The following is an 11,805-nucleotide window of genomic DNA, read 5'->3' on the forward strand; positions in this document are numbered from 1 at the left end:
TATCAGAATCGTTACAAACGGATAAACACGTTTTTCACGTCGGTGTATTTTTCAAGGGCGTGTAAGGACTTATCGCGACCATTACCAGACTGCTTTACGCCGCCAAAGGGTACGGTCGAATCCCCTTCACCCCAAGTGTTGATCCACACCATGCCACTCTCGACCGCTTGGCTGACCCGATGAGCACGCGAGAGGTTATCAGTCCAGATTGCGGCCGCAAGGCCATAACGAGAGTCATTGGCCATCTCGATCGCTTCCTCTTCGGTTTCAAACTCCATCACCGCCAATACAGGGCCAAAAATTTCTTCTTTAACAGCCGTCATACCATGATGAGCGCCATTGATGATGGTTGGTTTGGCATAAAACCCATTACCCTCTTGGTACTCGGGGTAGCCGCCATGGAGAATCTCCCCCCCCTCTTCAATGGCCTGAGCAACATAGTGCTGAACGGTTTCAAGCTGCGCTTTGTCCACCATCGGTCCCATCGTGGTTGCCGGGTCTAATGGGTCGCCCGCTTTAAAGTTGGCGGCCGCTTTCACCAAGGCGTTTAAGAATTGATCCTTAATGCCCTTTTGCAAATACAGGCGTGAACAGGCGATGCACACTTCGCCTTGGTTGGAGAAAATCGCATAAGCTGAGGTGGCCGCCGCTTTTTCAATGTTCGCATCGTCAAATACGATATTGGGTGATTTGCCGCCCGCCTCAAGCCATACACGCTTCATGTTGGACTGCCCGGCGTAGGTCATTAACATACCCGCCACCTTAGTGGAGCCCGTGAAGGCCAACACATCCACATCCATATGCAGTGCCAACGCCTTACCGGCCACATGACCAAAGCCTGGCACCACATTAAAGACGCCATCCGGTAGGCCTGCTTCGGCTGCAAGCTTCGCTAAGCGAAGCACACTCAAAACCGCCTTCTCAGATGGCTTTAATACCACAGAGTTACCCATCGCAATGGCTGGCATGATTTTCCAGCAGGCCATCAACAAGGGATAGTTCCAAGGGGTAATCGCACCCACTACCCCAACAGGTGAATGACTGATCATTGCGAGTTTATCGTGAGAAGTTGGGGCAATTTCGCCGTAGACTTTATCGATTGATTCAGCCGTCCAACGAATGCAATCGATGGCATCGGGTAGATCGATGCTCATCATTTCCGAGATTGGCTTACCCATCTCAAGGGTATCTAAGAGTGCGAACTCCTCTTGGTGTTGCTCCAAAAGGTCAGCCCACTTAAGCATCACACGCTTACGATCACCAGGAGCCATTTTTGACCAAGCACCGGCTTTAAAGACCGTGCGGGCGGCTTTGACCGCTAGGTCGATGTCGGCTTCATCACACTCAGCGACCTGACATAACGTCTGCTCGGTGGTTGGGTTGACGGTCGCAAACACCTGTCCGCTTTGCGCATCTTGATATTGGCCGTTGATATAAGCTTGGCCCGTTAAAGCCAAGGACTGACTGTGTGCCACCCATTGCTGATGTGATTTCATGGAGCATCCCCTTTTATCGAATCTGCTTACGATACTTCGCTCTGTACCGTTTGCCTATATCCCCTAATTGGTAGGAGGATGTGGGCGTGTGTCGATAAGAAAACACGCCCAAGGGGAAAGTTTGATGAAGAGAAAGCAATTAATAACGGACGATGATTTTGCCATTATTGCACTTGCGGGGTCAGCGTGATGATGCGGTCACAGACCGAATCGAGCCAAGCCAAATCGTGACTCACCACCATGACGGCGCATTGGTGCTCTTTGGATTGTTGCACCAACAGCTTTGAGACCTCTCGAGAGGTTTCTGGGTCCAAGCGTGATGTGGGCTCATCCGCAAAGAGGAAGACGGGCTTGAGTAATAGCGCTCGTAGCAAACAAAAGCGCTGTAACTCACCACCGGATACCGCTTGCGCCGTGCGATCCAGAATAGACTCCGATAAGCCAAGGGCAGACAGCATTGCCGGGACGTTTGAGTCATCCAGCTGATGCCGCTTCACTACGTCGTTTAGTAATGTCCGCAAAGTCACATGATCGGCCACAGAGGAGACAGGGTCTTGGTAGAGCTTGGTCCATTGGTACGGCTTAGATGGCACACACGCCTCGATCTGTCCTTTTGAAGGACAAAGGCCCAACAAAGAATCACCCAAGGTGCTTTTACCACAACCACTGTCGCCCACGACCCCTAAGATCTCACCTTGATGCAAGGTAAAAGAGATCCCTTGCTGCAGGGTACGACCACCTCGGGCCAGGGTTAGATCATTCACACGCACGACGGGACGATCAAACGTTTGGGGGCTTGAAACCTTGGGTTTTCGATGCGCCTGTATCAGAGATTGAGTAAACGGGTCTTGAGGGTGATCAAGTACCGCATCTGCGCTCCCTTGCTCAATGATCTTACCGGCCCGCATCACCCAGACTTGACCACCCACTTGTCGGGCCACATCAATGTCGTGCGTGATGGTGATCAATGCCCCACCTTCGGTTTGCTCGATCAATTGGCGTACCGCTTGATCTCTTCGCGAGACATCCAAACCTTTGGTGGGCTCATCCGCTAACAATAAGCTTGCACCACCGGCCATAGCGCAGCGAATCGCCACCCGCTGCGCCATACCGCCTGACAGCTCACGTACGCGCTTATCTTCGGCGCCTTTAAGCCCCAATTCGGTAAAGGCACTGCGAGCCGACTGCTCCGCCACCGAAGGTCGCTCGCCTTTGACCCAGCGAAAGGTCTGGGCAAGCTGACGCTTCACCGGCATGAGTGGGTCTAACGATTTCCAAGGCTCTTGCGGTAACACGCTGATGGTATGCCCCCACAGCGGTTGCTGGGCAGCTTTTCCATTTGGGTGATTCAACTCGATGCGTTGCCCATCAATCCAAAGAGCGCCTTCCGCCCTAAGGTTTTTGGGGAGTGTGCCCATCATCGCCTGCATCAACAGGCTTTTACCTGAGCCCGTTTCACCCAAAAGAGTTAAACGTGCATTGCGCGGCAATTCAAAGGTGATCGGCTCCACTAAGCACTGATCTTGATGCCAAACCGATAGCTGCTCGACACGAATCATCGCGTGCTGCTGAATAGGTGCGTTCATGCCGCTCTCCTTTGCATCAATTGTTGCGTCGAGTGCTCAAGCACCACCGAGCGTTTAGGCTGGGCAATCATATGGCAAGCCAATACGATTAACGTCAGCGTGACCAAGGGCGCTATCAATAACCAAGGGGCATCACTGTAATAGGGAAACTGCTCTACGATCATTAACCCAAGCTCGGCACGCGGTGGCTGAATGCCCACGTAGATAAACCCAAGTGACGCCATCATCATGATGGCTGCAGCAGCACCAAACGCCGCTAAAGTGCGTACCTGAGGCGCAATCGCCGGCCAAAGGTGACGAGCAAAGCAGTAGCCATACCCAAAGCCCATCAAGCGAGAAGACTCCATCGCAGGCGAAGATTTCACCTTAAAGGCTTGCACTCGTACCATGCGGTAAAACTCAACCCACTGCACTAAGGCGATACCGATGTACATCATTAAAAACGAGCCTGGGACAATCGCCGATAAGATCAGCACCAAGACCAAGCCCGGCAAGGCCACGATCAAACTGAGTACAAAGCCCATGACCCGATCAATCCATCGAGGCCCCCAACCGGCCATAACCCCTAACGTGATGCCTAACGATGAAGCGGTTAACACACTCACCAAAGCCATCAGCAACGAGAGACGTAGTGCTTCGGCAAGACGCAACCACACCTCGCGACCATACCCATCGGTACCCAGCCAAAATTCCGAGCTTGGGGGTAACAGAAAATTAGATAAGTCCTGTTGGTCACTGCTGCTTCCGGACATGGGCACCCAAATCGCATAGATGCTCAGCACCGCTAAAATGAACACACCGCCCCACATGGGCAGATGTAATTGACGAAGACGCTGCATCATTACGCGGCCTCCTGAGTACTTGGGTCGATAAAGTAACAAGCAATGTCCACCAGCGTATTCAACGCCACAAACAAGATGCCCATTAATAATGCCGCGCCCTGTATAACGGGGATGTCTCGTGCAAAAACGGCGTGCGCCAAGCCATGCCCAAGTCCAGGCCAGGAGAACAGGGACTCAATCATCACCATCCCCTCCATAACAACCACAAGTTGGATGCCCACAAAGGTAATCACCGGAAGCGCGATGTTACGTACTCCGTGATGCATAAAGGCGCGGGATTCGCTCAAGCCTTTGGTACGCGCAAATTGATAAAAAGGTGCTCGCACTACTTCATGGGTGCGTTCTCGCACAATGCGGTTGGTGACAGCGGCCAAGCTCACGGCGAGCGTGATCATCGGCAAGACTAAGTAGATCGGCCCCTCTGCCCCGGCAACGGGGAACAACGGAATCTCAATCGCAAACAGGATGATCGCAACCACACCCAGCACAAAGAGTGGCGTGGCTCTGACACCTGCTGAACCGAGAACGGATAGGTGATCCACCCAAGGGACTCGAGCACTCAAAACGCCCATTGGGATCGCGATCACCAATGAGAGCAACATCGCGGTGATCGCCAGCACCAGTGAATGCCCCATCATGGCACCCAACTCATCCATCACTGGCATGCCGTTCACCAATGAACGACCTAAGTTGCCGGTGACAAGATCGGAGAACCACTGGAAATAAGCGGACCAAGCAGACCCGTCAAGGTTAAGCTCTTGACGGACTTGATCCGCGGCGTAGGCATCCACATTGTCTTGACCGTAACGGCTAGCGGCAATGCGGTACGCCATATCGCCCGGCAGCGCGCGCATCAGCAGGAAGGTAAGCGTACCTACCCCCCATGCAACGGCTGCCATCTGAAGTAGACGGCGCAGCAAGAGTGCTCTCATGGTTTAGCCCATTTAAGCTCATTCAAGTAGTAGGTGCGCTCGTACGGGTCTAACTTAAAGCCCGCTAAGCGTTTGCTGACCGCAACGTTTTGAGTGTAGGCCGCAACTGGAATCAACGGACGCTCATCATAGACCGCTTGCATAAAGGTCTGAGCCAGCGTGTTGTACTCATTATCATCCGTGGTTTGGGTCAGCGTCGTAATCCACTTTTGGGCTTGGCTTTGCCAATCCATCGCCCCCCAATCACCACCACGCTCGCCACCAAAGTCGAGACGGAACACCTCAACTGGGTCTGCGACAAAACCGTAGTTACGCGCGATCAACGCCATCTCCAGCGAGCCGTCTTCGTGACCGGCCGGAATCGCACTGGAGTTGGTGATCGCCACTTTGACATCAACGCCAATCTGCTTCCATTGGTTCTGTAACGCCGTCGCGACATTGGTTAACTCTGGACGATCCGCATAGGTGATCAAATTCAAGGTCAGGACTTGCCCCTCTTTTTCCATCCAGCCATCACCGTTCAGTGACCAACCGGCTTCAGCCAGTAAGGCTTTGGCTTTTTCAGGGTTTTTAGCCTCTACTTGGGTATCCAAACGCCAGCGCTCATAGGACTTTGGCAAAAGCTGATCCGTTTCGGCACCCGGTGTACGCAGGATCGCGCGGGCAATCCCGGCTCGGTCTATGGCATCACTTAAAGCGTTTCGAACCTTCGCATCGCCTAAAATTGCATGCCCTGAATTGAGCTTAACGACCAAAGTACGTGGCAACGCCACGCTATGAACCGCCACGTTCGGTAAACGCGACAACACAGGAATACTCGCGGGGTCTAGGTTGAAAACAATATCAGCTTGGCCACTTCGTGCTTGTAGCGTGCGGCTCTCGGCACGATGACTGGTGAGGTATTTTGCGTACTCAATGTCGGCTTTTTCACCCCAGTATTGATCAAATCGCTTCACCAGAATCGAATGCGGTGGCTCAAACGACTCCACTTGATAAGGGCCAGTGCCCGCAAGCTCGTGTGCGATGTCGTTTTTTAAGCTGTTAGGAGAGACAACCGCACTGGAGTAATGCGCCAGTACCGCGCCAAAAGAGCGGGAAGGCTTGTCCAACGAGATCACCAAGGTGTAAGCATCTGGGGCATTGATATCAATCACGCCAGCACGTGCGATGGGGCCTGGTTTCGTCATGGCGTATTCCAAGCTGTCTTTCACCGCTTGTGCGGTCAGCGGAGTGCCATCGTGGAAGCTAACCTCTTTTTTCAAGATAAGCGTCCATACTTGGCCGTCACCCGATACTTCCCACGCATTGGCTAAACCAGGCTGCAAATGACCTTCGGCATCAACATCGATCAGGGTTTCAAGCACCTGTAAGCGCGTCAAGATATACCCTTGCTGACTCGGTTCCAGTGACGTCATTTCAAACGGGCTGGTGATGCGAACGGTATTTTCAGTAGTGGATTCGGCGAAAGCGACGGAAGAAAACCCCATCAAAGCGACAAGGGCGGAACGGGTGAACATTGATTTCATATCATTTCCTTATATAAAGCATGTTATACAATAACATAACTAATATTATAAATGATATTCATTTTCAGTTTTATGACGGCGCCATAGAAAGACTCTTGAAAGCCCGAATTTATCCCAAAAGTGAGAGATCTTTTAAAAAGACCGGCGTATAGTGAGCCCGTAATTGAACGTCATTAACGCGTATTATATGAGTTCATCATTACGTGAATATTGAAATCACTCTTCGCTTGCTGGCCCTTCCGGTACTTTGGATGGGGGTTGTACAGCTGTTCTTCGCGGTACTCTCTTTAGTTATTTTTCATGATGGTCAAGTCTGGCATTTTCTTGACCCCGCGCTTGCGATGTTATTTTTTGGCATCGCGACCTTTATCAAGGTCAATAAGGGAGATCTCTCCAAGGCGGGCTACCGAGACGCCTTAGTGTTTGCAACGGCCACCTGGTTGATTGCAGGCTTACTTGGCGCCTTCCCCATCATGACCATCACCCACATCAGTTACACGGACGCGGTATTTGAGTCCATCAGCGCTTTAACCACCACCGGTGCCACGGTGTTATCGGGGCTTGATTACCTGCCGAAATCCTTTTTGATGTACCGTCAGTTTCTTCAATGGATGGGCGGCTTAGGGATTGTGATCTTTGTTGTTGCCGTGCTCCCGATGCTGAACGTGGGCGGGATGAAGCTCCTTAAGGCTGAAACACCAGGCCCCATCAAAGACGATAAGGTATCACCACGGGTATTTAATACGGCCCACCGTTTGTGGGGGGTCTACATCGGCATCACGTTGATGTGCGCGCTGGCTTACTACATTGGCGGTATGAGTCTGTTCGATGCCATTGCTCATAGCCTTACAACGGTTTCAACCGGCGGATTTTCAACCCATGACGCCAGTATGTGGTACTACGAAAGTCATCTTCTGCTGTGGATCAGCAATCTGTTTATGCTATTGGGCGCGATCAATTTTGGGCTGCATTTTAGAGTGGTTTCTAAAGGTCAGGTTAAGGGCTATTGGCAAGATGAAGAAGCCCGTGCTTTTTTGATCATCGTATTATCTTTATCCCTTGGGCTTGCGCTCTTTTTATTGAAGACGGACGTTTACTCTGCCCTACCCGAATCCTTCAGTTTTTCGGCGTTTCATATCATATCCTTCATTACCAGCACCGGGTTTGGCGCAGCAGATTTTGGCCATTGGCCTGCCGCCGCGGCCTTCCTGCTGGTGTTTACCGGCTATTTGGGGGGCTGTGCAGGCTCCACCGCCGGCGGAAATAAGATTATCCGCATTGTTCTGACTCTAAAGATGATTGGCATGAACTTTAAACAGCTGATGCATCCGCACGGTGTCTTCACCATCAAATACCAAGGGCACCCGGTCAATTCCGATGTGCGCGATGCGGTGATGTCCTTTATGTTTTTTGCGGCCGGTGCCTCTATGCTGATTACGCTTTTGCTGATGTCTACCGGCCTTGATTATTGGTCGGCATTTACTGCGGTAGCGGCGTGTGTGAACGTACTCGGCCCAGGATTTGGCGAGGTAGGTTCTAACTTTGAACCCATTACCGATGCCGGAACCTGGTTACTGTCCGGCACCATGATTTTGGGTCGGCTTGAGTACTTCACAGTGCTGGCGTTGTTCTCACCGGCATTTTGGCGAGGCTGATATCAGCTGAATTCATAGCAAGGAAGACACCTTTATATATTCATATTGAATAATAACCATTATCATTTACATAGATAAAAACAGTATGGAGATGACAATGGGATCACTCAGCTACTTCCTAAAGCAATGTCGACCCGCCAGTTCATTGCCCTCAACATCCAGTGAGCAAACTCGCACGTCTCGGGACGTTGATCAGGCGATCTACTATCTATTGCCTACCCTCAAACTCAGTTACACCAGCGTTTCTGGTAAAGTCGCACTGGAAAGCGTTAACCGCCACGCCATAGAGGAGCAGATCAAAAGCATTGAAGCCGACCCATGCAGCCCCTTTGCTCGGATGCGTAACCCACATGGTTTTTTTGAGCCATTTTGTTTAAAGCTGTGTGGGGTACAGTGGCAAAGAAACGCCGGAGCTGTTCGCATTCGCGCTCTGCCGGATGCTGCCTCTGTTCGTTTTATCAGTATCGATGGGCAACGGTTTGAAGCGCAGTTTTTGCATCACTACCCCGACCAACCCCGAGACGATGGCACCTGCTGTATGTTGGAGCCCTCGCTGCTTGGACTGGCCCGGCCTCGAGTTGTGCACGAATCGTTGGATCAGTTTTTCAGAGAGATTGCCCTTAACAACCAAACCAGTCTGAATCATTTCGGTCGCCAGCAACTGTTGGGTGCCGATCATTTTTCCGAAATCTTTTCGGCCCACGAACAAGCGCATATCCAACCCCTTCTGGATGCCTTGCAACCAGGCCTTACTTCTTCGAAAGAGTTGTAACGGCCTACCCTTTTAGTCGAACACCGCACCCAGTCGTAGAGATACGCTATTCACTGGGTGCGGTTTTGATATAGAATTGATAACGATTTGCATTAGCTTTATTGCTTGGAGAGAGTATGTTGCTGGACGTTTATCTGATTCGGGGACGTGGTGAAGATGGCCACAAATTTCAATTAGCGCTGGTACGAAACACCGATGGGCATTATTACCAAGGTGAGTACGACCCTGCCACACAATACTCCACCCTCGATGAGCTAAGAGCGACCCTATCCGAAATGGTGAATGTGCCCGTTGCGGAACTCACGTTGAATGAGCTTAATCTGTAAGTCAGTCAAACCCGAGGTGTGAATGTAAGCACACCTACAAAGAAGGGATCCGAAGATCCCTTTTTTAGTCACCTTTATAAGATCCACAAAATGTAGAACCCTGCACAAAAATACAGCACAGTGACCGCAATGCAACCGGCCATGAAAACACGGTTTATACCCGGAATTTTGACGTAGTCGGTACCAATCTGCCATCCCGCCAATACGGAGTTCAGCGCGACTAAAATGAGCGTAAGACTCGTGTATAGTTTGAACCAGAGTGGGTCAAATAGGTTCTTCCAGCTGGCGTAATCGGCTTGATCCATAAACAGAACCGAGAGGATAAATACCAAGCCCCACAAGCAGATCGACAGATTTGAGATGCGCTGCAGTAACCATTCGCGTGTGCCACTGCGTGCTTTCTCGGCGGCGGTCATGCCCATACCCAAATCCCCCATACTAGGCTTAAGAAAACGCCCACACCGATGGCGGCCGCGGAGATCTTCATACCGCTTTCGAGCTCTTCAAAGTGGCCCATGTCTTGAATCACATGCTTCAGCGTAGCTGCTACGTAGTAGCCAAACGCCGTTAATAGGCCCCAAGCGATAAACTGCCCAAAGAAGTTATCGGTCACCAGCGTGTGTAGGGTGTTGAACCCCTCTTCACTGCTTAATGAAACAATTAGGGCTGGGATAAAAAACGCCAAACCCACCCACAGCACCACCGCCGAAACACGGTGCAAAATGGATGCTTTAGCGGTGATCGGCAACCGGATCGTCTTAAGATCCAAATTGACCGGTCGTTGCTTGCTCATAGCATTACTCCAACAGGTTCAACAAAATAGCTACAAAATGATAATGCAATTGATATAGATTTGCATTAACGATAAAGTCGTAAGCCCATTTATAATCGCGACTGATTCAATGACATCACTGACCATTCGCACAGACTTAAGCCAGTACCCACGTGATCCGCTGATCAAACTCTACTTGAGCGCGTTCCAACATACCCCTATGGCTAAAATCTTAGGTCCCCAACGCGCTTATCAGTTGTTGGATTCCACGCTTTGCCAAGACTACGCCATGGGGGCTTTTTACGACGACCAGTTGATTGGGCTCGCAGGTTTTCAAACCCCAGAAGGCAGTTTTACTGGCGCAGCCACGCCCCAGATGCTTAAACAGCAGTTAGGCACCATCACTTATTGTCGTCTTGCTTGGTTAAGTCGAACAGAGCATCGCGCATTTAACCAAGGCGAGCTATTACACAATGGGTTAGTGGTGGCGAAAGAGTGGCGAAATCAAGGCGTTGGCCGACGCTTGTTAACGGAGTTCACGCAACTTTGCAAAGCGCATCAATGCCATTGCTTACGTTTGGAGGTAGAGCGCAACAACCTAAGTGCGTGCGCTCTTTATCACTCCATCGGTTACATCGAAGAGGCTTGCCATCCAAAGCGGGATCAACAGGTCGTCACCATGCGCCGTTACTTACCCAACTAACCTATTGTTTATCGATCGCTTAGCGGTGCGCCAGCGCATCTTCAGGCTTACACAGGGCGATGCGGTCTTTCTCTTCATCGAGTACCTCTTGCGGGAACTGGCTCATAAAGCAGCAGCATACCCCTTCACCAATCATGGTGCGCGGCCCCAATGGGTGCGCGATGTGCTTGTAGACCCCATGCGAGTGGCCATGTCCGTGATCATGCCCGTGGTGGTGACTGTGAGAATGCCCATGCGAATGACTGTGGGCGTGATCATGCGTGTGGCTGTGATCGTGCGAATGCTCGTGGCCATGTGAATGATCATGATTATCATGCGAGTGCCCTTCCTCCGCATGCGGGTCAAACTCCGCATGGTGGTGGTGCACATCGACCTCGCCCGCCGCTAAGCGACGCTGGAAGGATTCCATCAAGGTTTCATCGCCCGTAGGCTCGCCATCGAGGATCTCACGCACACGCACCTCGAACGCATCGATCACCTTCTCGTGATCGTTCAGGTATGGCGTTTTGATCAACTCAACGTCTGAGTTTTCAGCCGCCACTTTGTCCACGTAACCGAAGATGCGCTTAATCAGACGGCCAGTAAATAAGAAATACGGCGCCACCACGATCTTTTTAAAGCCAAGCTTCATTAAACGCTCAAGCCCCACACCCACAGACGGATAGGTCACACCGGAATAAACGATATCGGCCCAACCAAAGCCCATGTTCTCATTCACAATACGCGTCAGTTTTGCCGCTTCTGCGTTCGCGTAAGTATCGGAAGTGCCTCGCCCGACCACCACCAGCATGGTGTCGTATAGGCTGTCCGGCGGGTTGTTTGGATCAAGTCCCAGTGATTCGTAGATGCGTGCTTGGAAGGCATCAATCATGGCCGGATGCAAACCAAGCTCCTGCCCATAGTGGACAGACATCCCTTCGTTTTTCTCGGCGTAGGTGGTCAGCACCGATGGGATATCGTTCTTAGCATGCGTTGCAGCAAAGAGCATCCCCGGGACCGCGTAAATCTCATCCACGCCCTGCTCTTTCAGCGAGTTTAGCCCCATGTGAATGTTCGGCGCTGAAAACTCTAAAAAACCGTACTCGACCGGCATCTCCGGGAAGCGTTTTTTTAAGCCTTCGGCTACGCGACTGAACTCTCTTTCTGCATCTTTATCACGGCTACCGTGACCGCACACCATGATACCTTTTTTAGG

Annotated in this window: 12 protein-coding genes; 4 read left to right on the plus strand and 8 right to left on the minus strand. The window is 51.4% G+C overall.

The genetic code is table 11. The annotated features are described in order from the left end of the window. Window positions 1-11 precede the first annotated feature (11 nt). The 5 genes from ACXAF9_RS15030 to ACXAF9_RS15050 all read right to left on the minus strand — a co-directional run bounded on the left by ACXAF9_RS15030 (window position 12) and on the right by ACXAF9_RS15050 (window position 6,382). Complete coding sequence (locus ACXAF9_RS15030; RefSeq protein WP_475075508.1) at window positions 12-1,496, minus strand: aldehyde dehydrogenase; 1,485 nt, start codon at window positions 1,494-1,496, stop codon at window positions 12-14. A gap of 164 nt (window positions 1,497-1,660) precedes the next feature. Continuing rightward, window positions 1,661-3,082, minus strand: coding sequence for an ABC transporter ATP-binding protein (locus ACXAF9_RS15035; RefSeq protein WP_475075509.1), 1,422 nt, complete (start codon window positions 3,080-3,082; stop codon window positions 1,661-1,663). Further along, on the minus strand, window positions 3,079-3,924 hold the full coding sequence (locus tag ACXAF9_RS15040; protein ID WP_475075510.1) for an ABC transporter permease: 846 nt from the start codon (window positions 3,922-3,924) through the stop codon (window positions 3,079-3,081). Before ACXAF9_RS15040 ends, ACXAF9_RS15035 begins: the two co-directional genes overlap by 4 nt. Then, window positions 3,924-4,856: an ABC transporter permease gene (locus ACXAF9_RS15045; RefSeq protein WP_475075511.1), complete on the minus strand. Its 933-nt coding sequence runs from the start codon at window positions 4,854-4,856 to the stop codon at window positions 3,924-3,926. The genes ACXAF9_RS15040 and ACXAF9_RS15045 overlap by 1 nt, the downstream gene beginning before the upstream one ends. Then, window positions 4,853-6,382: an ABC transporter substrate-binding protein gene (locus ACXAF9_RS15050; RefSeq protein WP_475075512.1), complete on the minus strand. Its 1,530-nt coding sequence runs from the start codon at window positions 6,380-6,382 to the stop codon at window positions 4,853-4,855. Before ACXAF9_RS15050 ends, ACXAF9_RS15045 begins: the two co-directional genes overlap by 4 nt. A gap of 203 nt (window positions 6,383-6,585) precedes the next feature. On the opposite strand from ACXAF9_RS15050, the gene ACXAF9_RS15055 reads away from it, so the two are divergent. The 3 genes from ACXAF9_RS15055 to ACXAF9_RS15065 all read left to right on the plus strand — a co-directional run bounded on the left by ACXAF9_RS15055 (window position 6,586) and on the right by ACXAF9_RS15065 (window position 9,135). After that, on the plus strand, window positions 6,586-8,037 hold the full coding sequence (locus ACXAF9_RS15055) for a TrkH family potassium uptake protein (protein WP_475075513.1): 1,452 nt from the start codon (window positions 6,586-6,588) through the stop codon (window positions 8,035-8,037). A gap of 97 nt (window positions 8,038-8,134) precedes the next feature. Beyond that, window positions 8,135-8,809 (plus strand): hypothetical protein, encoded by a 675-nt coding sequence (locus ACXAF9_RS15060; RefSeq protein ID WP_475075514.1) that lies wholly within the window; start codon window positions 8,135-8,137, stop codon window positions 8,807-8,809. A 116-nt stretch (window positions 8,810-8,925) separates the two neighbouring features. After that, window positions 8,926-9,135 (plus strand): hypothetical protein, encoded by a 210-nt coding sequence (locus tag ACXAF9_RS15065; RefSeq protein WP_475075515.1) that lies wholly within the window; start codon window positions 8,926-8,928, stop codon window positions 9,133-9,135. Between the two features lie 74 nt (window positions 9,136-9,209). On the opposite strand, the gene sdhD is transcribed toward ACXAF9_RS15065, so the two are convergent. Together sdhD and sdhC are read right to left on the minus strand one after the other, a co-directional pair. Beyond that, window positions 9,210-9,557 (minus strand): succinate dehydrogenase, hydrophobic membrane anchor protein, encoded by a 348-nt coding sequence (gene sdhD, locus ACXAF9_RS15070; RefSeq protein WP_475075516.1) that lies wholly within the window; start codon window positions 9,555-9,557, stop codon window positions 9,210-9,212. Then, window positions 9,548-9,928 carry a succinate dehydrogenase, cytochrome b556 subunit gene (sdhC, locus tag ACXAF9_RS15075; RefSeq protein WP_475075517.1) on the minus strand — a complete coding sequence of 127 codons (381 nt, stop codon included), beginning with the start codon at window positions 9,926-9,928 and terminating at the stop codon, window positions 9,548-9,550. The genes sdhD and sdhC overlap by 10 nt, the downstream gene beginning before the upstream one ends. A gap of 109 nt (window positions 9,929-10,037) precedes the next feature. Between sdhC and ACXAF9_RS15080 the strand changes: the two genes are divergently transcribed. Further along, window positions 10,038-10,610: a GNAT family N-acetyltransferase gene (locus ACXAF9_RS15080; RefSeq protein WP_475075518.1), complete on the plus strand. Its 573-nt coding sequence runs from the start codon at window positions 10,038-10,040 to the stop codon at window positions 10,608-10,610. A gap of 19 nt (window positions 10,611-10,629) precedes the next feature. Here ACXAF9_RS15080 and ACXAF9_RS15085 read toward each other — a convergent pair whose 3' ends face one another. Next, complete coding sequence (locus ACXAF9_RS15085; RefSeq protein WP_475075551.1) at window positions 10,630-11,790, minus strand: sirohydrochlorin chelatase; 1,161 nt, start codon at window positions 11,788-11,790, stop codon at window positions 10,630-10,632. Window positions 11,791-11,805 lie beyond the last annotated feature (15 nt).

This window comes from Neptunomonas sp. ABH4_499 (genome assembly GCF_056160565.1).

Bases quoted from the DNA above. Each gene is read 5' to 3' on its own strand.
- ACXAF9_RS15065 (WP_475075515.1), top strand. From the start codon at position 8,926: ATGTTGCTGGACGTTTATCTGATTCGGGGACGTGGTGAAGATGGCCAC.
- ACXAF9_RS15050 (WP_475075512.1), bottom strand. From the start codon at position 6,382: ATGAAATCAATGTTCACCCGTTCCGCCCTTGTCGCTTTGATGGGGTTT.
- ACXAF9_RS15060 (WP_475075514.1), top strand. From the start codon at position 8,135: ATGGGATCACTCAGCTACTTCCTAAAGCAATGTCGACCCGCCAGTTCA.
- ACXAF9_RS15030 (WP_475075508.1), bottom strand. From the start codon at position 1,496: ATGAAATCACATCAGCAATGGGTGGCACACAGTCAGTCCTTGGCTTTA.
- sdhC (WP_475075517.1), bottom strand. From the start codon at position 9,928: ATGAGCAAGCAACGACCGGTCAATTTGGATCTTAAGACGATCCGGTTG.
- sdhD (WP_475075516.1), bottom strand. From the start codon at position 9,557: ATGGGCATGACCGCCGCCGAGAAAGCACGCAGTGGCACACGCGAATGG.
- ACXAF9_RS15040 (WP_475075510.1), bottom strand. From the start codon at position 3,924: ATGATGCAGCGTCTTCGTCAATTACATCTGCCCATGTGGGGCGGTGTG.
- ACXAF9_RS15085 (WP_475075551.1), bottom strand. From the start codon at position 11,790: ATGGTGTGCGGTCACGGTAGCCGTGATAAAGATGCAGAAAGAGAGTTC.
- ACXAF9_RS15045 (WP_475075511.1), bottom strand. From the start codon at position 4,856: ATGAGAGCACTCTTGCTGCGCCGTCTACTTCAGATGGCAGCCGTTGCA.
- ACXAF9_RS15035 (WP_475075509.1), bottom strand. From the start codon at position 3,082: ATGAACGCACCTATTCAGCAGCACGCGATGATTCGTGTCGAGCAGCTA.
- ACXAF9_RS15080 (WP_475075518.1), top strand. From the start codon at position 10,038: ATGACATCACTGACCATTCGCACAGACTTAAGCCAGTACCCACGTGAT.